This is a genomic window from Williamsia sp. z71 (assembly GCF_059553375.1).
In genome coordinates this window covers 257,377-277,461 of sequence record NZ_JCANWX010000001.1, presented here as the reverse complement: position 1 = coordinate 277,461, position 20,085 = coordinate 257,377, and the positions used below count along the sequence as shown (strand labels likewise).

The window sequence follows — 20,085 nt, the reverse complement described above, 5'->3', positions numbered from 1 at the left end:
GATCTGGTCCGCAGCACGATCAGTGCGTCTGTTCTGCGTCCGGGTCGGGTGTGACGAAGCGGCGGGAGAGTTCGTACAGCGCCCGGAACACCCGCCGCGACGATTCGGCCCACGGCATGAGAATCGGGAAGACGTGGAACATCCCGCGTTCTTCCATGGCGCGCACCGGGACGCCGGCAGCCTCGAGGTTCGCGACAAACTCCCGGATCCCATCACGGAACATCTCATCGCCACCCCAACACACGAATGTCGGCGGAAACCACGCCGGATCGGCGTTGGCGTACACCGCGGAGACCCGCTCGTCGTCCGGCGAGACGCCTTGCAGGTACGGCGCGGAAGGCAGGTTCCAGGGCAGGATGTCCAGTTGTGCATTCTCGATGATCGACGGGTGCTCGAACAGGAGGTCGACCTCAGGAGAAAACAATGCGAGCGCGGCCGGAGCAGGCAGGTCATGCCCGTGTAGATGCGTGATCAGAGATGTCGCCAGACCACCGCCGCCGGAATCGCCGGCGACGACGAGGTGCTCCGCCTCGACACCACGGGCGAGGAGTCCCTGGTAGACGTCCGCGGCATCCTCCACGCCGGCCGGGAACGGGAACTCCGGTGCCATTCGGTAATCGACGATGAAGACCTCGGCGCCGGTGATCCGGACCAGCGATGAGGCGAATGCGGAATACATGATCGGTGAGGTGCCGATGTATCCACCACCATGGAGGTAGAGGATGGTGGCGCCGATCTCCTGTTTGGCGGCGGATTCGTCGACGTAGGAATCGGAGCTCGCCTGCGCCCGGCACCAGATGCCCTCGACCCCACCGATGGTGTCGCGGGTGATCTCCACGGAGTCCGCGAATTCGACGAACGGGGGCATCACGACACGGCAGATGTCGTCGAGGACCTTCTCCAACGACCGGAATTCCTCGATGGGCAGGCCCATCGAATAACCCATGAATGAGCGGATGGCCTGCCGGGTGACCGATTGGCCGAGGTTGTCGAGCAATCCGCCCGGCCCCTCCCAAGGCCGCCGGAAAGGCACCTTGGCCAGCCCGTTCAGCATGCTCTCCGCCAGACCCAACACGGCCAGCGCAGTCACCGGCGTGGACGCTGTCTTCACACCGGGACGATCAGCCATCACCATGCCGACCATCCTATGGGCCGGTGATAACGATCGGGATTCTCTCGCCGATGCCGCAGACCCCGAACCCGTCGCAAGCGCCGAACCCCTGGCTTGTGCAACCAATAGCCAGGACCTAGGCTCGACCCATGGTCATCGGTCAGCCCGTCCAGGCACCCACCCGCGCAGAAAACGCCCGCTGGTACGCGCTCGCCGCAGTCTGTTTCGGGATGATGCTGACGTTCCTCAACATCACCGCAACCATCTCGTCCGTTCCCGCGATCGAGGAGGATCTGCAGGCCGGCAGCGCCACGATGGTCTGGATCCCGAGCATCTTTGCGCTCGTGGTGGCCAGCCTGGTGCTGTCCGCGGGCACCCTCGGTGACGTCATCGGTCGCCGGACGGCGTTCGTGACGGGTTCGGCGATCATGTCGGCAGGCAGCCTGTGTTCGTTCCTGGCGCATTCGAGTGGATGGGTGCTGGCCGCCCAGGCCATCACCGGCGTTGGTGCGGCGCTGGTCCTCCCCAACAGCCTGTCCATCATCAGCGCCAGCTTCACCCAGCCCAAGGAACGCACCGAGGCCATCAGCATCTGGGCCGCTTGTTCCGGACTCGGACTGGCCATCGGGCCGCTCTCGGCCGGCGCGGTGCTGGGTGAGTTCTCCTGGAACACAGTGTTTTTGGTGAACTCCATCGCCGCTCTGGTGGTGACCCTCGTCGCACCGTTCGTGGTACCGCAGAGCAAAGTGGCCGGCGCACGCCTCGACCTGCCCGGACTCGTCACCGCCACCGCCGCCATCGCCTCCCTGACGTTCTGGGTCATCGACGGATCACACAACGGATTCGGCTCGATGCGCGCAATCATCGCGATTGTTGTGTTCGCCTGCGCCCTCGCCCTGTTCATCACCTACGAGCGTGCCGTCGACGCGCCGATGCTCGACCTGAAGCTCTTCCGTTCGCCATCGTTCTCCACCGTCATGGTGGTGAGCGCGACAGTTCTGTTCGGGTTCACCGGACTCTCCCTCATCTCGGTTCTCTTCCTCGAACGTGTGGGCGCGCTGAGCGCCTGGACCACCGGGCTCCACCTCCTGGCACTCATGGCGACATATGTGGTGGTCAGCGGAATCGCGCCACGATTGTTGCCCCGCCTGGGTTTCAAGGTGATGCTCACCGGCGGATTGTTGATCACCTCCGTCGGGGCACTGCTGCTGTTGCGGGTACATGCGAATGACGGCTGGACCGACCTCACCATCGCGCTGGTGGTCCTCGGTATCGGATTCGGCTCACTCATCGCCCCCGCCACCGCCGCCGCGATGAACAGCGTCGCCCCCACCCGGGCCGGAATGGCCAGCGGCACGGTCAACATGTTCCGCCAACTCGGCGGCGTCCTCGGAACCAGCGTGCTCGGATCGATCCTGACGGCGCAGCTGGCCGACGCCCTGCGGACACGACCGCCCGCCGAAGCCTTCGAATCCGCCTTTCACGTCTGCGCGGTGGTTGCCGCGATCGTATTCGCAATCGTGGCGGTACCTGCCGCGCTGTTCGTACACAGCCGGCCGAGCCACAGCTGACCCCTGCATTCCGCGAGCCTTCTTGGGGTTCGGACCGACACCGGGGTACGAATGGTGGACTGCCGGAGCAAGGAGGCCACGAACATGAGCGATTGGTATTACAACCTCTCCACAGGCGAGGTCAAAGAAAAAATGCCGCGGGGCTTCGATCGGATGGGGCCCTACCCCACCGAGGACGCCGCACGCCACGCACTGGAATTGGCCAAGGAACGCAACCAGGCCGCTGACAAGTACGACGAGGACTGAGCATCTCCGCATGCACCCCACCGCATCGAACGCGCTCCGCAGAGGTCTCACGCTGGCCGCGAGACCCCACGAAAACACGGCCGTCGTCGCGGGCACTGCCGCATCACATCCCGCGCACTTCGGGAACTACGCGATCGGCCGCGACTTCGTCTCGCACCCGGACGGCTCGCTGATCCGACTCAGCTGACGATCAGGCTCAGCGCGGCAACGGTATCTCGATCGGCCCGACTCCCGGGACGGTGATCGTTGTCGGCGCGATCGGGCGACGACTGGTCGATTCCGCGCGGCCGGTGCTGACCGACAGTGCGATCGTGCTGCCCGGGATCGCCGACTCGTCCGGGTTCGCGGACACCACCGTTCCGGCCCGCTGCCCGCTGGCCACGTTCTCGGTGGTCACCTTGAAACCTTCGCCCTCGAGCGTGGAGGTCGCCAGGTCGACAGACATCCCGACCACGGACGGAACCCGCTTACCGCCGACGCCGGCCACGTACTTGGGGTCCTTCGGCGGAAGCGCGGTGTTGCCGAACTTGCTCTCGACCGGCAGCATCGCCGAGAACCAGGTGCGGGCCGGTTCGTTACCGCCGTAGAGGTTTCCGTAACCACACTGCCGCAACGGGCTCGAGCAGAGGTCGGAGATCACGGGCGAATCGTTGTAGACGTAGGTGGCACCGGCCAGGTTGTTGGTGAAACCCAGGAAGGCCGATGACCGGTTGGCCTCGGTGGTGCCGGTCTTGCCTGCCATCGGAAGGCTCCAACCGACCGACCCCGCGGCGCCTGCCGCGGTACCGGAACCACGGTCGTCCTCACTCATGGCGTTGGCCAGGGTGTTGGCCAGCCCTTCCTCGACCACCCGCTCACACCCCGGACGCTCGAACGGGACCTCCTGGACCGCGGGCTTGCCCTCGGCGTCGAGGATCTGGTTGCCATTGGCATCGCGCTTGGGCTGGGTGATCGACGCGATCGGATTCGGCGGGCACCAGACGCCGCCGGACGCCAGCGTGGCGGCAACGTTGGACAACTCCAGGGTGTTGACGGCCGTGGGCCCGAGAGTGAACGAACCCAGGTTGTTCTCTTTGACGTAGTCGGCCAGGCTCTGGTCGCCGTAACCCGACGAGCCGGGATCGGTGTACGAGCGCAGGCCCAACCGGACAGCCATGTCGACGGTTGGCTCGACTCCGACGTCCTGCAGCAGTTTCACGAATGCAGTATTCGGAGACTGGGCCAGCGCCTGGGTGACCGTCATCTTCGCCGGGTAGTTTCCGTCGTTCGACACGCAATAGGTATTCGCGGGGCAGCCGTTGACGCCACCGCTGCTGCCCATGCCCTTTGCCTGCACGGTCTTCGGGACCTGCAAGGACGAGCCCGCACCCAGTCCGCGTTCCATCGCGGCGGCGACGGTGAAGACCTTGAACACCGACCCGGCGCCATTGCCGACCATCGAATAGGGCTGCGGCTGAACGGTCTGTCCGGCCTCCCGGTCCAGGCCGTAGTCGCGGCTCGAAGACATGGCCAACACGTCGTGGGACTCGGTGCCCGGGCGGATCACGTTCATCACGTTGGCAACGCCTTCGAGATCCGGCGATGCGTACGTACGGACCGAATCGTGCGTTGCCTTCTGAACCTCGGGATCGAGCGTCGTGCGGATGAGATATCCACTGCGCGAGATCTCATCCCGACTGATGCCGTTGTCGGCGAGGAACTGTAGAGCGTAGTCACAGAAGAATCCGGCGTCGCCGGCTGCGATGCAACCCTGGTCGATCGTGCGCGGAGCCGGGAGCACCCCGAGCGGAAGGTCTTTCGCGGCCTGGTACTCGTCGGCCCGGGCCGGGAAGTTGGCAATCAGCGTGTCGAGCACGATGTTGCGGCGCTCGAGAACACCTTCGGGGTTGGTGTACGGATCAAGCGCCGAACTCGACTGGACCATGCCGGCGAGCATCGCCGATTCCGGAACGGTGAGGTCCTTGGCCGACTTGCCGAAGTAGGTGTCCGCGGCGGACTGGATCCCGTAGGCACCGTTACCGAACGGGACCAGGTTCAGATAGCGGGTGACGATCGCTTTCTTGGCCTCTTGTTTGGCCGCCTCGGCGTCGAGGTTCTTCTCGCGCATGGCCTGCTCGGTCAGACTCGACTCGAGTGACTGCGCCATCCGGATCTCCCGGAGTTTACGGGCGGCGGTCGTCTCCGTTGCGGCGCGACGTTCGGCATCGGTGCGGGCCAGGACCAGCAGCTGGTAGTTCTTCACATACTGCTGGTCGAGGGTCGATGCACCCTGCTGGACCTCGCCGGACGCCTGGTTGGTGACGAACGCGCGGATGGTCCCCTTCCAGTCGACACCGTCGTGCTCGAGGAATCGCCGGTCTTCGACCGAGATGATGGCGCGCACCATCTCGGGTGAGATGTCGTTGTAGCCGACCTGGAAGCGGCGCTGATCGTAGAGGTAGGCGATCGGCGTGCCGTTGGCGTCGGTCATGGTGGTCACCTCGGGGACCTGACCACCGACCAATTCGGACTCGACGTTCTCGAGGGTGCCGGCAGCGCGCCCGGCCGTGAGCCCCAGACCACCGGCTATCGGGAACAACAGACCTGCGACCAGAACGCCCGCAAGTACACAACAGCCCACCAAGCTCCACAACGACCTAGATTTCGACACGATCGATACATTACGGACAATTCGGGTCACGGAAACTCCGAGAGGTGAATCCGCGGTCCGCGCTCACCCGGAGAAGCGGCTAACGCAGGCCCGGTGTGGCGTCGTGAACCAGGGACAGAGTGTCCTTGATCATCGATTGGGCGACGCCGGCTGGACTGCTGTCACCACCGAACATCGTGATCGATCCGAAGTCGCCGCAGTCGAAGATGGCTGCCTTGTCCGGCCACCGGAGCAGACCCAGTTGCGAGTCGGCGGGAACCACCCGCAACGACACCGTGACGAGATCGGGGATGTCGTGATCGGCTACCGCGACCTGGCGCAGCCGCAGCCCGCGCCGGCCGGCCCGGTACACAGAACGCTCGATCTCCGAGGTGATCGGTTCGAGGAGCACTTCGGCGTCGGCGGGATCGCGCGCCCACAGCAGTCCGGTCAGGATCCGGAGCTGGGTCGCCACATCTTCTCCCGAGAGCTCTCCGCCGGCATCGCTGTTCATCACTCCGGTCTGCCGGGCGGTGGCGGTCGCCACGTCGAGCGTGACCCCCTCACTCAGCTGGTCGAGAATGTACGTGGCGGTGGCGCTCAGGCATCCGCTCACCGAGGTCACCGAGATCCCCTGTCCGAGGGACCGCGCGAGGTCCGCTGCCGGCAGCATCGCCCCGACCGCGCCGGAAATCCTTACCGCACAGCCGAAATCGATTGCCAGCTGCTCGAGCTGCTTCCACCCGTAAAGTGGCGTCGACGTCGTCGCGGTCACCAGATGCGCGCCACACCGGATCGCCATCATGGCGTCCGACACCGCCTGCGATGCCTGCAGATCGGTGGACGGCACTGCCTGCACCACCACCTTTGCCTCGACTTCACCGAGGAAATCGGCCAGATCGGTGAGCTCTGCCCACTCCGACTGGGGCGGGACCGCGTCGTCGTCGCACACCACCTGCGATCGGCGCGTGCGCACCGCCACCACACTCAGGTCGACGTCGTGCCGCTTGCGAACCTCGTCGCGGTGGGCGCCGATCTGATTGATGTAGGCGCGCGCGACCGGCCCGTACCCAAGAACAGCTATCGGAAGTCCGCGCATCGCCCCTCCCTCAGTTCTCCCGTCAACCAAGCTCGACGTGCGGAAAGTGCTGTTCAACGTTCGCACACCGAGCCCAAACCCGCACGCCGTCCACGCCGCCTCACTAAAGTGATGCAAATCACATTACGGTGCGAGCAGAAGGAACCACCATGAAAACGAAAGCCGCGATCCTGACTGAACCCAATACCGATTGGAAGATCGACGAGATCGAATTGGGCGACCCCGTCGCCGGTGAGGTCCAGATCCGACTGGCGGCCTCAGGACTGTGTCACTCGGACGCCCACATCGTCACCGGCTCCCTCCCCATCCCGACCTTCCCGATCCTCGGTGGGCATGAGGGCGCCGGCGTGGTCACCAAGGTGGGTCCCGGTGTGGTGGACCTCGAAGAAGGCGACCACGTGGTGCTCGCCTTCATCCCCGCCTGCGGGACCTGCCCCTCGTGCGCCCGCGGCCTACAGAATCTTTGCGACAAGGGCGCCAGCCTGCTGACCGGTCAGGCGATTTCCGATGGCACGTTCCGAGTCACCAAAGACGGTGCGCCCGTGGTCCAGATGTGCCTGCTGGGCACTTTCGCCCCCTATGTCACCGTGCACCAGGCATCCGTGGTGAAGATCGAGAAAGACATCCCCCTGAAGACCGCCGCACTCCTGGGGTGCGGCGTCTCGACGGGCTGGGGTTCGGCCACCGAGATCGGCAACACCCGGCCCGGCGACACCGTCGTGGTCGCCGGGATCGGCGGCGTCGGCATCAATTCGGTCCAGGGCGCCGCCTACGCGGGAGCCCGTCACGTGGTCGCGATCGATCCGGTCGAGAGCAAGCAGAAGACCGCCCTCGACTTCGGCGCCACCCACTCCTTCTCGTCGATGGAGGAGGCGATGCCCCAGCTCGCCGATCTCACCTGGGGCACGATGGCGAACACCGTCATCCTCACGATGGGCGAGATCAAGGGCGAGTACATCCAGCAGGCACTGTCGCTGACCGGCAAGGGCGGCCAGGTGATCGTCACCGCGATGGGTCCGTACGACCAGATCGCCACCGACCTGAATCTCTTCGAGCTCACCTTGTTGCAGAAGCGGGTACAGGGAGCGATCTTCGGTGGCGTCGGACCCCGGACGCAGATCCCCAATTTGCTGAACCTCTACCGCTCGGGCGCCCTCAAGCTGGACGAGCTCGTCACCACCACCTACCGGCTCGAAGACATCAACCAGGGCTACCAGGACATGGCCGACGGGAAGAATCTGCGAGGCGTGGTCATCTACGGAGAAGACGACCACTGACGCAACCCGCAGGACAGCTCGCACAGCGACAGCACCCACCGCCACATGCGGTGGGTGTGTGCATTTGCGCCGCCAGGACCCCCTGAGTGACCCAACTTACCCCTATCCTCATAAGGATAGCAATACTTGTAAAGCTGACGCATTCACGCTTACACTACCTCCAGAAATGTGGTCTGCGTCACGACCTCACTTTGCGTATTTGTAAGCCCCGGCGTCATTCCTCACGACAGGAGGCCCACCTTGGTACAGGCGGCCCGCTACACAAGCCAAAGCTCATTCGATCTCGCCGAGGGATGGAATCTGAGCCGAGTGACCGAGCCGAGCCGGCTGTTCGGAGCCAACGGGATCCGATCCGGCCCCGACGGACGCGTCTACATCGCACAGGTGGCCGGGAGCACGATCAGCGCACTCGACGTCGACACCGGCGACCTCGAGACCATCAGCGCCCAGGGCAGCGACATCGTGGCGCCGGACGACATGGCGTTCGACGCGAGCGGCGACATGTACATCACCGAGTACTACGACGGCCGCGTGAGCGTCCGGAGCCCCGATGGCAGTACCCGGCTGCTGCGCGACGACCTGCCCGGCGCCAACGGCATCACCATCCACCAGGAGAGATTGTTCGTCAACGAGTGCCGCATCGGCGGCCGGCTGATGGAGATCAACCCCGCGGGCGGTGCCCCCAAGGTGCTCGCCGACAACCTCCCGATGCCCAACGCCATGGAGGTCGGCCCCGACGGGATGCTCTACTACCCGCTGGTCGCCAGCAACGAGATCTACCGGATCAGCCCCGACGGCGGAGAACCGCAGCGCGTCGCCGCCGATCTCGGTGGCCCCACCGCGGTCAAGTTCGACTCCGCCGGATTCATCATCACCACCCAGGTCGGCTCCGGTCAGGTCCTGCGGATCGACCCCCGCAGCGGGGACAAGAAGGTGTACGCCGACATCGGCCCCGGGCTCGACAACCTCACCTTCGTCGGCGATCGGCTCTTCGTGTCCGGCTTCACCGGTCAGATCACCGAGATCCTCGGCGAAGGCCAGACCCGCACCGCACTCGACGACGGCCTGACCTGGCCGCTCGATCTGACCGTGGGCCCGGACGGCACCCTGTACGTCGCCGATGGAACATTCCTCCTCGCCCTCGAGGCCGATGGCGAATTGCGCACGCTGGGCATGCTTTTCAGCCCCGGCTACCCCGGTTACATCCGCGGTATGACGGCGATCGGCAAAGACCAGTTCATCGTTGCCGGCAACGGCGACGTCTCCCGGTACGACGCCGCCACCGCCGAGAGCGAGGTCCTGGTGACCGGTCTCGACCAGACCTACGGTGTGGCCGTCTCGGGTACCGGCGCCATCGCCGTCGCCGACTTCGGTGCCGGCGAGGTGCACTCCGTCGGATCCGGCACCTCGGAGGTCCTGGCCAGTGGGCTCGACCATCCGACCGGCGTCGCCTTCACCGCCTCGGGAACCCTGCTGGTCTCCGAATCCGGTGCGGGACAGGTCGTTGCGGTGACCGGTTCGGGCACCGACACGGTCGTCGACGGACTCGAGTGCCCCCATGGCCTCCTGGTTTCGGGACAGACGCTGTACATCGTCGACGTCGGGGCCAAGACCCTCGTCACCTTCGACCTCGAGACCAAGAGTCGCCAGAGGATCGCGAACAACCTCCCGGTCGGCGCTCCTCCCGGGGTCACCCCGAAGCCACTGCTCGGCCTCGTGCCGTTCTCCGGACCGCAGGGACCGTTCACCGGCATCGCCGCCGGCCACGACGGCACCATCTACATCTCCGGTGACGCCGAGGGCAGCGTCCTGGCACTACGCAAGGGGGCCTGATCACAGTCATGGTCAACTCCCCAACCGACAGCAATGGTTTCACCGATCTGACCGGCCGGATCGTCATCGTTTCAGGTGCCGCCGGAGGTGGTATCGGCACCTCGGTGACCAGCATGATCGCCCGGGCCGGCGCGACGGTCATCGCGATGAGCCGATCGAAGGACAACCTCAAGACCCACATCGATCCCCTTGTCGGGGAGGGCCTCTCCGTCATCCCGGTCGCCGCCGACGCCGCCACCGACGAGGGCATCGCCACCGTCATGGACGTCGCGCGCCGCACCGAGGGCCGCCTCTACGGATTGGTCAACGTCGCCGGTGGCGCCGCTCCGGCCACCTGGATGCCGGCCACCCGGGTGACGCGCGCCGACTGGCGGGCCCTGTTCACCGCGAACCTCGAGACCATGTTCTTCATGAGCCAGGCGGTCGCCGCCGAACTCAAGGCGCAGGAACTACCCGGCTCGATCGTGTCGATCTCGTCGATCAGCGGAATGAACACCGCGCCTTTCCATATCGCGTACGGCACAGCCAAGGCGGCTCTGGTGGCGGCCACCCGGACCATGGCCGTCGAGCTGGCCACCGACAACATCCGGGTGAACACCATCGCTCCGGGCGTGACCGCCACGCCCGCCTCCGAGATGTATGTCGACAAAGACCCCGAGCGGGACCGCCGCGCGATCGCCATGGGCCGCCGAGCCCGTCCGGAGGAACAGGCCGGCGCCATCCTGTTCCTGCTGTCCGATCTCTCCAGCTACATCACCGGGCAGACACTGCTCGTCGACGGTGGCTTGAACCTCAAGTGGACACACATGGGCGCCGATCACACCTCCCTCTTCCTCAAGGACGAAACGTTCCGCGCCGCCATGACGCACTGATACGAGCCGCAGACCAATCGCCGAGTAAGCAAGCACGACAATAAATTTCAGGAGATGTCATGACCGACACAGTCGACAATATCCAGAGAATCGTCACCACCACCGACGACGAACCCCCGGTCACCCCGCTGGAGATCGGTGTGGAGGCGTATACCTCGAAGGACTATCTGCGCGCCGAGCAAGACAAGCTGTGGAACAAGGTGTGGCAGCAGGTCGGCCGAGTCGAAGAGATTCCCAACGTCGGCGACTTCCTGACCTACGAGATCATGGATGACTCGTTCATCATCGCCCGTTCCAGCGCGGACAAGATCAACGCGTATCACAACGTCTGCTCGCATCGGGGCCGTCGGCTCGTCGACACCCCGGACGGCAAGCACGAGGCCAAAGGCAATTGCCGGACCTTCGTGTGTGGCTTCCACGGGTGGACCTACGATCTCGAGGGCCAGAACACCTGGGCCGCAGAGCGTTCTGACTGGCCGACCGGACTGACCGATGAAAAGGCCCGGCTCAAGAACATCCAGGTGGACACCTGGGGCGGTTGGATCTGGATCAACATGGATCCGGACTGTGAACCGTTGCGGGATTACCTGGAACCGGCGGCAAGCCTGCTCGACCCGTTCCAGCTTCAGAACATGCGATACCGGTGGCGCAAATGGCTTGTGTTCGACTGCAACTGGAAGATCGCACTCGAAGCATTCATGGAGACCTACCACGTCCCCTACACCCACCCCGAGTTCCGGGCCTACGGCACATTCCTGGGATGGTCACGCGCACAGGGTAAACACAGCAACATCGGGTACGACGCCCCCAAGGGCATGGAAGACAATCAGGCCAAGCTGCGGGTGGCCGACGGTCCCGACGCACGCATCTCGACGATCGACCTGCAGAACTTCACCTGGGAGAACGCCAACACCAACACCACCCGCACACTCGTCGATGCCGCTCAGCGGCTGATCGACGAGTTGCCCGAGGGCACCCCGCCGGGTGAGGTACTCGCACACTGGCTCGCCTCGGCCCGCAAAGACGATGCCGATCGCGGCGTGATCTGGCCGACCGTCGATCCGGCGACCGTCTCCCAGAGCGGTACCGCCTGGCAGATCTTCCCCAACTTCCAGATCGGGCACGCCCTCAACAACATGCTCTGCTACAGCGCCCGGCCCTACGGCGACGACCCCGACAAATGCTACTTCGAGGCCGCCGTCTTCGAGTTGTTCCCGGAAGGTGAAGAGCCGCAGACGGAGTGGGAGTACGCACCGCCGGACGATCCGGGCTGGCGCACTGTTCTCCCCCAGGACTTCGTCAACATGGCTGCGATGCAGAAGGGCGTCAAGTCGCGGGGCTTCTCCGGGCCCAAGCCCAACCCGTATCGCGAGCGCAGCATCGTCAACCTGCACCACAACCTCGCCAAATACCTGGGCACCGGCGCGCCCACCGATCTGGCCTGACCCTTCCCACCCCAAACCACCACGAGCCCCCGAACATCGAGCTTAGGAATCACCATGCAGAACTGCGCACCTACGCAGACCCCGGAAGTCGACAAAGCGGCGCTACGGGAAAAGTACCTCCTCGAACGCGACAAGCGCCTGCGGCCGGAAGGTCAGCAGCAGTATCTGGAGGCAGAGGGCGAGTTCTCGGACTTCTACGAGGGCGATCCGCACATGCCGGTCATCCCCCGTGAACCGATCACCGACGACATCGAGGTGGTGATTCTCGGTGGCGGTCTGTCCGGACTCATCACCGCGCACCGGCTGCAGCAGTCCGGCGTCACCAACTTCAAGATCATCGAGCTCGGTGGAGACTTCGGCGGTGTCTGGTATTGGAACCGGTACCCGGGCATCCAGATCGACTCCGACGCCTACTGCTACCTGCCGCTTCTCGAAGAGACCGGCTACATGCCGAAGGAGAAGTTCTCCAAGGGCGATGAGTGCTTCGAACACGCGCAGCGGATCGGCAAGCAGTTCAACCTCTACGATCACGCGATCTTCCACACGTTGATCCAGTCGCTTCAGTGGGACGACGAGATCAACCGCTGGCAGATCAAGACCAACCGTGGCGATGAGATCCGCGCCCGTTTCGTGATCATGTGCCAGGGGCCCTACAACCGTCCGAAACTCCCGGGTATCCCCGGCATCAAGGACTTCAAGGGCCACACATTCCACACCGCCCGCTGGGATTTCGACTACACCGGCGGCGATCTCCATGGCGGACTGGACAAAATCGGCGACAAGAAGATCGCCATCATCGGCACCGGCTCCAGTGGCATCCAGGCGATTCCCCATCTGGCGCAGGGTGCGAAGCATCTGACCGTCTTCCAGCGGACACCGTCGTACATCTTCGAGCGGGCCAACTACCCCACCGATCCCGAATGGGTCGCGAGCCTGGAACCCGGTTGGCGCGCCGCACGTCAGCGCAACTTCCACAACGCGGCTTTCGCGTTCTACAACCCCGGCGAACCCGACCTCATCTGTGACGGCTGGACCGAGGTGGCCCGCAACCTGGCCGCGAAGCTGAACGCGACCGAAAACTATTCGGGCTGGGCCGAATTGGCCGATCCGGCACGGTTCATGGAACTCAAGGAGGACGAGGACTACCGGTCGATGGAGCGGTTGCGCCAGCGCATCGAGTCCATCGTCGAAGATCCCGTCACCGCGGAGACCCTGAAGCCGTACTACCGCAACATGTGCAAGCGTCCGGTCTTCAACGACGACTATCTGCCGACCTTCAACCGCGACAACGTCACGCTCATCGACGTCTCCGAGACCAGGGGTGTCGAGCGCATCACGGAGAAGGGCATCATGGTCGGCGGCGTCGAGCACGAGTTCGACTGCATCGTGTTCGCCAGCGGCTTCGAGATCACCACCGCGCTCGACCGGCAGTACGACATCGCGCCGTTCGCCGGCAAGAACGGCACGTCGTTGTATGACCACTGGGGCAAGGGATTCCGCACCCTGCACGGCATCATGGCCAACGGATTCCCCAACCATTTCGCCACCGGATTCATCCAGGGTGGCGTGACCGCGGCCACGACGCTGATGTTCGAACAGCAGGCCGATCACATCGCGTACATCATCAAGGAAGCGCAGGACCGTGGCGCCACGTATGTGGAGCCAACTCCCGAAGCCGAAGACGGCTGGGTGCAGACGGTCCGCCAGTACTCGGTGGACAACAGCACATTCACCAGCGAATGCACCCCCGGCTACTACAACAGCGAGGGCGAACCCAACGGGCGCTCGTTCCTCGGTGATCCCTTCTGGGGTGGCTTCTACGAGCTCACCGAACTGCTGGAGGGGTGGCGCAGCACCGGCGAGTTGGAAGGTCTGGTGCTGGACAAATGAGCACCGAACTACGGTTCGACGACCGGGTCGCCGTCATCACCGGCGCCGGTCGCGGCCTGGGCCGGGAGTACGCGCTGCTCCTGGCCTCCAAGGGCGCGAAAGTGGTGGTGAACGACCCGGGTAGCGCGATCAGCGGTGAGGACGTCGACAGCGGCCCGGCAAAGAACGTGGTCGCCGAGATCAACGCCGCCGGCGGTGAAGCCGTCGCCAACACCGACTCGGTGGCCACCGCCGAGGGTGGCCAGGCCATCATCGACACGGCCATCGACACCTACGGCAAGATCGACATCCTCATCCACAACGCAGGCAACAACCGCTACGCACCGTTGACGGAGATGTCGTACGAGGATTTCGACGCCGTCCTCGATGTGCATCTGCGGGGTGCGTTCCACGTTGTGCGACCGGCATTTCCACTGATGGTCGAGGCCGGGTACGGACGTCTGGTCCTGACCTCGTCGATCGGCGGGATCTACGGCAACAAGAATGTCGCCAACTACGGGTCCGCCAAAGCCGGGATCATCGGACTCTCGAACGTCGCGGCGGTCGAAGGCCACGAGCACGGCGTGATCTCGAACGTCATCCTTCCCGCCGCCCTGACCCGGCTCGCCGATGGCCTGGACACGTCGGCGTACCCGCCGATGGGCCCGGAATTGACCGCACCCGCGGTGGGATGGCTTGCGCACGAATCGTGTTCGATCACCGGCGAGATGCTGATCGGGATCGCCGGTCGCATCGCGCGGGCGTTCATCGCCGAGACCCCGGGTGTCTACCAACCGGCTTGGACGATCGAGGAGGTCGGCGAACAGATCGCCACCATCCGCGACACCAGCGACCCCTGGATTCTGCCGGTGGTCCCGTCGGGACACATCGAGCACATCACGAAAAGCTTCACGACAGCCATGGAGGGCAGTGCACGTGTCAGTTAAGGTCTACGAACGAATTCTCGACCTCTTCGAGGCAGAGGGAATCAACACGCTTTTCGGTATCCCGGATCCGAACTTCGTCCACCTGTTCCACCTCGCCGAAGAACGTGGCTGGAATGTTGTCGCCCCGCACCACGAAGAGTCTGCCGGGTTCATGGCAGAAGCCGTCTCCCGGATGACCGGCAAGGCCGCCGTGTGCATCGGCACCCTGGGCCCGGGTCTGGCCAACCTCGCCGGCGCCATCATGTGCGCCAAGGTCGAGAACTCACCGGTCATCTTCCTCGGCGGCCAGCGGGCCCGGATCACCGAACAGCGAGTGCGGCGCGGACGCATCCAGTTCGTCCAGCAAACCGCTCTGGTCGAGAACTCGGTCAAATACAACGCGAGCATCGAATATGCCGACCAGACCGACGAGATCATTCGTGAAGGTCTGCGCAAGGCACTGTCGGGCGTACCGGGACCGGTGTACATCGAATACCCGCAGAATGTGATCCTCGAAGAGGTCGAGGACCGGCCGATCCTTCCCCCGTCCAAGTACCGCCTCGTGGGTCAGACCGCGGGCCAGAACTGGATCGACAAGGCCAAAGAACTCATCGGCGCCGCCAAGCAGCCCGTTCTGCTTGTCGGACACGGCGTTCACACCTCGCGCGCGGGCGCGGCGGTCAAGGAACTCGCCGATCTGATGGCCTGCCCGGTCATCCAGACCTCCGGCGGCACCTCGTTCATCGAGGGCCTCGAAGACCGCACGTTCCCGTACGGCTTCTCCAAGTCCGCGGTCGACGCCGTCGTGAAATCCGACCTCTGCCTGGCGGTCGGCACCGAACTCGGCGAGCCGGTTCACTTCGGGCGCGGGCGTCACTGGGTTCCGAATGAGGCCAACCGCAGCTGGATCCTCATCGAGCAGGATCCGTCGGCCATCGGCGTGAACCGGCCGATCGACGTCCCGCTGGTCGGCGACCTTCGCGCGGTGGTTCCCCAACTCGTCGAGGCACTCAAGGATTCACCCCGCAAGGCGACTCCCGAGCTCGCACAGTGGATCAAAGATGATGCCGCACAACTCGCGGAGCTGGCCGAGACGGCACCATCGGGCCAGACACCGGTGCATCCGGCACGTCTGATCGTCGAGGCCACCAAGGACTTCCCCGCGGACGGGATCATGGTCCGCGACGGTGGCGCCACCACCATCTTCGGCTGGACCTACTCGCAGGCCAAACCACATGACGTCATGTGGAACCAGAACTTCGGCCACCTCGGTACCGGACTCCCCTACGCCGTCGGCGCCGGCGTCGCCGCCGGTGGCAAACGTCCGATGATGCTCATCACCGGCGACTCCTCGTTCCAGTTCCATATCGCAGAACTCGAAACCGCAGCGCGACTGAAGCTTCCGTTGGTCTGTGTCGTGGCCGTCGACTACGCGTGGGGCCTGGAAGTGGGTGTCTACAAGCGCACCTTCGGACACGGATCTCGAGAGACCGGCGTCCACTGGAGCACCGATACCCGCTTCGACAAGATCGCCGAGGGCTTCGGCTGCTATGGCGAGTATGTCGAGAAGGACGAAGACATCGCCCCCGCCATCAAGCGGGCATACGCCAGCGGTAAGACCGCCGTCATCCACGTGGCCGTCGACCCGAAGGCCAACTCGGAAGAGATGCCCAGCTACGACGAGTTCCGGACCTGGTACGCCGAAGGTCAGCAGTGAGTCATGCAGCGCAACAGAGGTATCGGGCAATATCGATGAATTGGGGAAATCATGCGTGAGTATCTGAAGTTCTACATCGATGGCCAGTGGGTGGAGCCGGCACAGTCGGGCACCTTCGACGTCATCAATCCGGCCACCGAAGAGGTCGCGGGCACGGTGGCCGCCGGCAGCGCCGGTGACGTCGACCGGGCGGTTGCCGCTGCCCGTAAGGCTTTCCCCTCGTGGTCGGCGACCTCCGTCGCCGAACGGGTCGCGGTGCTGGAGAACATCGCGGTCGAGTACCAGAAGCGCATGCCCGACATCGGTGCTGCCCTGACCGAAGAGATGGGTGCACCCAAGGCACTGGCAGGCGGATTCCAGGTGAATCTGGGTGCCGGACACCTGAGCACCGCCATCGAGGTCCTCAAGGGCTTCACCTTCGAGGAGCTGCAGGGCAATGCGCTGATCGTGAAGGAACCGATCGGTGTCTGCGGGCTGATCACGCCGTGGAACTGGCCGCTCAACCAGATCGCGGTCAAGGTGTTCCCCGCTCTGGCCACCGGTTGCACCGTGGTCCTCAAACCGTCGGAGCGTTCACCGTTCGACGGTCAGATCTTTGCCGAGATCCTCGAGGCCGCCGGTGTCCCCGCCGGTGTCTTCAACCTTGTGCAGGGCGACGGACCGGGTGTGGGTGTTCCGCTGTCGAGCCATCCCGACGTCGACATGATCTCGTTCACCGGATCCACCCGGGCCGGAATCGAGATCGCGAAAAATGCTGCGGCCGGCGTCAAGCGGGTCACCCAGGAACTCGGCGGCAAGGGCCCCAACGTCATCCTCGACGACGAGGCATTCGCCGACAACGTCAGCGCCGGCGTGGTCACCATGATGCTGAACTCGGGACAGACCTGCAGCGCGCCCGCGCGCATGCTGGTCCCCAACGAGCGGATGGAAGAGGCGATCGGCATCGCCAAGGCCGCGGCCGCCACGGTCACCGTGGGCGATCCGAACGGTGATTTCACCATCGGCCCGGTGGTCGCGAAGTCACAGTTCGACAAGATCCAGGAACTGATCCAGCAGGGCATCGATGAAGGTGCCACCCTGGTCGCCGGTGGTCCCGGCCTGCCGGAGGGGATCACCAAGGGCTACTTCGTCCAGCCCACCGTCTTCGCAGATGTCAAGAACGACATGACCATTGCCCGTGAGGAGATCTTCGGCCCGGTGCTGACGATCCTGGGCTATGACAGTATCGACCACGCCATCGAGATCGCCAACGACACCGAATACGGCCTGGCCGGATTTGTCGCAGGCACCGATCTCGACGCCGCGCGCGCAGTGGCCCGCAGGATTCGGACCGGATCGGTGGCGATCAACGCCGCCTTCGATTTCTGCGCTCCGTTCGGCGGATACAAGAAGAGCGGCAACGGACGCGAGTGGGGCGAGTTCGGATTCCACGATTATCTGGAGATCAAGGGCATCCTGGGCTATGCACCGGAAGGTGACGGCGAATAGCGATGAGCGCCAACGATCTGGAGGCATTGCTCGACCACCATGCGATTCGCACCTGCCTGGCCCGGGTCGCCCGTGGCGAGGACCGGCGAGACGCGGAACTGATCACTGCCTCCTACTGGCCGGACGCCACCACCGACTTCGGGATCTTCGCCGGCTCTTTCGACGAATACCTGGCGTGGGTGGTGCCCGGATCGGCCGCGATCACGGTCACCCAGCACACCCTCGGACAGACACTGACCGAGTTGAACGGCGATGTGGCGCTGTGTGAAACCCACGCCTCGGCATATCACCGGGTCAACATGGGCACCGAGGAGAGCGACGCCACGATCGGTGGCCGGTACCTCGATCGGATGGAGAAGCGGGACGGGCAATGGCGTATCGCCCACCGCACGATGCTCTATGACTGGGTCCGCAACGACGGGGTGTCGGCCGACTGGTCGCAGGGCCTGATGGGTGCACCCTTCTCCGGTGACCACTACACCGCCAAATCGGTCGGCGATCCCAGCGAGCACTTCTTCGCTGCAGCCGACCGGCTCTGAGGGAGTCCGGTGAACTCTCTCGGAGGCCGGGTCGCTGTTGTGACCGGCGCCAGCCGCGGTATCGGAAAAGGTATCGCGCTGGCGCTGGCACAGCAGGGCGCCACGGTGTACGTCACCGGCCGAACGGTGACGGCCGGGATCGACCCGTTGCCCGGAACCATCGGTGAAACCGCAGCCGAGTGTGACCGGCTGGGCGGCAAAGGCATTGCCGTCGCAGTGGATCATTCCCGGGATGGCCAGGTGGCCGCGCTCTTCGAACAGGTCCGTCGGGAACAGGGGCGCCTGGACCTGTTGGTAAACAACGCCTTCGCGTTACCCGACGACCTGACCGATCCGGATCCCTTCTGGTGCAAGCCGCTGTCCAACTGGCAGATGATGGATGTCGGAGTGCGATCGAACTTCGTCGCCGCCTGGCACGCCGCCCAGATCATGGCTCCACAAAAGTCGGGCCTGATGGTGGCCATCTCCGGATACACCGGGGTGTCCTACACCTACGGCGTGCTGTTCGGTACCGCCAAATCTGCCGCCGATCGAATGTCGCGGGACATGGCAATCGAGTTGAAACCGCATGGTGTCACGTCGATCTCGCTATGGCAGGGCCTGACCTTCACAGAACGCGCAGAACGTAATCTGGCCGCGATCGGCGGGCTGTCCACTCAGGCAGCCACCCGCCCGGAAAACGGTTGTTCCCCGGAGTATCCGGGCCGGGTGATCGCGGCACTACTCACCGACCCCGATCTCCTCGACCGCACCGGTGGAACCTTCATCACCGCCGAGCTCGGCGACGAGTACGGCATCAAAGACATTGACGGCAGGGCGATTCCATCACTGCGCTCCACGCGGGGCGCCCCGATCTGGTCGCCCGTCTGACATCGCATCACCCACATGAACTGGAGGACATCGTGAGTACGTTGGCCACGCCGGAGCGGCAGGCAAAGCTGGAGGAACTGCTCGACCGCCAGGAAATTCTGGATGCCCTCACCCGATTCTCCCGGGGCATGGACCGGTTCGATCGCGACCTGTTCCTGTCGGCATTCCACACCGATGCCACCATCGCCGCCGGCGAGTTCGTCGGTGGACCGATCGACCTGTACGAGTGGGCCTCCCCCATGCACGAGCAGGGGCAGATCGCCACCCACCACAACCTGCTCAACCACACCTGCGACATCGACGGCGACGTCGCCCACACCGAGACGTACTACCTGTTCGTCGGCCGAAATCGCGACGACAGCAACTGGATTGCCGGGGGCCGCTACATCGACCGGGTCGAACGCCGCGACGGCCAGTGGAAGATCGCTCTGCGTACCAACGCGATCGAGTGGTCGGGCATGGTCCCGACCATGGACATCCCGTTCGCCGACGTTCCGGACGTCTTCCTCAACGGCACGCCGTCGCGCAGCACGGACGATCCCTCGTATCAGCGCCCGCTGACTAACATCCGGGCCGCCCACATACCCAGCTGA

General features: G+C 64.6%; 17 protein-coding genes. 14 read left to right on the top strand and 3 right to left on the bottom strand.

The window, feature by feature from the left end:
* Positions 1–19 precede the first annotated feature (19 nt).
* Positions 20–1,135, bottom strand: a complete 1,116-nt coding sequence (locus AC51GR_RS01160) for an alpha/beta hydrolase (protein ID WP_496322796.1) — start codon at positions 1,133–1,135, stop codon at positions 20–22.
* Between the two features lie 125 nt (positions 1,136–1,260).
* Between AC51GR_RS01160 and AC51GR_RS01155 the strand changes: the two genes are divergently transcribed.
* The 3 genes from AC51GR_RS01155 to AC51GR_RS01145 all read left to right on the top strand — a co-directional run bounded on the left by AC51GR_RS01155 (position 1,261) and on the right by AC51GR_RS01145 (position 3,115).
* Complete coding sequence (locus AC51GR_RS01155; RefSeq protein WP_496322795.1) at positions 1,261–2,682, top strand: MFS transporter; 1,422 nt, start codon at positions 1,261–1,263, stop codon at positions 2,680–2,682.
* 84 nt (positions 2,683–2,766) lie between these two features.
* Positions 2,767–2,928 carry a hypothetical protein gene (locus AC51GR_RS01150; protein ID WP_496322794.1) on the top strand — a complete coding sequence of 54 codons (162 nt, stop codon included), beginning with the start codon at positions 2,767–2,769 and terminating at the stop codon, positions 2,926–2,928.
* Positions 2,929–2,938: 10 nt separating this feature from the next.
* Positions 2,939–3,115 carry a hypothetical protein gene (locus AC51GR_RS01145; RefSeq protein ID WP_496322793.1) on the top strand — a complete coding sequence of 59 codons (177 nt, stop codon included), beginning with the start codon at positions 2,939–2,941 and terminating at the stop codon, positions 3,113–3,115.
* Between the two features lie 9 nt (positions 3,116–3,124).
* Here the strand turns inward: AC51GR_RS01145 and AC51GR_RS01140 are convergent, their stop codons facing one another.
* Both AC51GR_RS01140 and AC51GR_RS01135 read right to left on the bottom strand, forming a co-directional pair.
* Positions 3,125–5,578: a transglycosylase domain-containing protein gene (locus tag AC51GR_RS01140; protein ID WP_496322792.1), complete on the bottom strand. Its 2,454-nt coding sequence runs from the start codon at positions 5,576–5,578 to the stop codon at positions 3,125–3,127.
* Between the two features lie 79 nt (positions 5,579–5,657).
* The gene (locus tag AC51GR_RS01135) at positions 5,658–6,656 is read right to left on the bottom strand and encodes a hypothetical protein (protein ID WP_496322791.1); all 999 of its coding nucleotides are present in this window, start codon (positions 6,654–6,656) and stop codon (positions 5,658–5,660) included.
* 149 nt (positions 6,657–6,805) lie between these two features.
* Between AC51GR_RS01135 and AC51GR_RS01130 the strand changes: the two genes are divergently transcribed.
* The 11 genes from AC51GR_RS01130 to AC51GR_RS01080 all read left to right on the top strand — a co-directional run bounded on the left by AC51GR_RS01130 (position 6,806) and on the right by AC51GR_RS01080 (position 20,085).
* Positions 6,806–7,933: an NDMA-dependent alcohol dehydrogenase gene (locus AC51GR_RS01130; protein WP_496322790.1), complete on the top strand. Its 1,128-nt coding sequence runs from the start codon at positions 6,806–6,808 to the stop codon at positions 7,931–7,933.
* Positions 7,934–8,173: 240 nt separating this feature from the next.
* Positions 8,174–9,766, top strand: coding sequence for an SMP-30/gluconolactonase/LRE family protein (locus tag AC51GR_RS01125; RefSeq protein ID WP_496322789.1), 1,593 nt, complete (start codon positions 8,174–8,176; stop codon positions 9,764–9,766).
* An 8-nt stretch (positions 9,767–9,774) separates the two neighbouring features.
* Positions 9,775–10,638: an SDR family NAD(P)-dependent oxidoreductase gene (locus tag AC51GR_RS01120; RefSeq protein WP_496322788.1), complete on the top strand. Its 864-nt coding sequence runs from the start codon at positions 9,775–9,777 to the stop codon at positions 10,636–10,638.
* A gap of 59 nt (positions 10,639–10,697) precedes the next feature.
* Entirely contained in the window at positions 10,698–12,083 is a 1,386-nt protein-coding gene (locus tag AC51GR_RS01115; protein ID WP_496322787.1) for an aromatic ring-hydroxylating oxygenase subunit alpha, read from the top strand.
* Between the two features lie 54 nt (positions 12,084–12,137).
* Complete coding sequence (locus AC51GR_RS01110; RefSeq protein ID WP_496322786.1) at positions 12,138–13,973, top strand: flavin-containing monooxygenase; 1,836 nt, start codon at positions 12,138–12,140, stop codon at positions 13,971–13,973.
* Positions 13,970–14,899: an SDR family NAD(P)-dependent oxidoreductase gene (locus tag AC51GR_RS01105; protein ID WP_496322785.1), complete on the top strand. Its 930-nt coding sequence runs from the start codon at positions 13,970–13,972 to the stop codon at positions 14,897–14,899. The genes AC51GR_RS01110 and AC51GR_RS01105 overlap by 4 nt, the downstream gene beginning before the upstream one ends.
* Positions 14,889–16,595, top strand: a complete 1,707-nt coding sequence (locus AC51GR_RS01100; RefSeq protein ID WP_496323335.1) for a thiamine pyrophosphate-binding protein — start codon at positions 14,889–14,891, stop codon at positions 16,593–16,595. The genes AC51GR_RS01105 and AC51GR_RS01100 overlap by 11 nt, the downstream gene beginning before the upstream one ends.
* A gap of 51 nt (positions 16,596–16,646) precedes the next feature.
* A complete protein-coding gene (locus tag AC51GR_RS01095) occupies positions 16,647–18,083 on the top strand; it encodes an aldehyde dehydrogenase family protein (protein WP_496322784.1) in 1,437 nt (478 codons plus the stop codon).
* A gap of 2 nt (positions 18,084–18,085) precedes the next feature.
* Complete coding sequence (locus AC51GR_RS01090) at positions 18,086–18,622, top strand: nuclear transport factor 2 family protein (protein WP_496322783.1); 537 nt, start codon at positions 18,086–18,088, stop codon at positions 18,620–18,622.
* 9 nt (positions 18,623–18,631) lie between these two features.
* On the top strand, positions 18,632–19,492 hold the full coding sequence (locus tag AC51GR_RS01085) for an SDR family NAD(P)-dependent oxidoreductase (RefSeq protein ID WP_496322782.1): 861 nt from the start codon (positions 18,632–18,634) through the stop codon (positions 19,490–19,492).
* 32 nt (positions 19,493–19,524) lie between these two features.
* Positions 19,525–20,085, top strand: a complete 561-nt coding sequence (locus AC51GR_RS01080; RefSeq protein WP_496322781.1) for a nuclear transport factor 2 family protein — start codon at positions 19,525–19,527, stop codon at positions 20,083–20,085.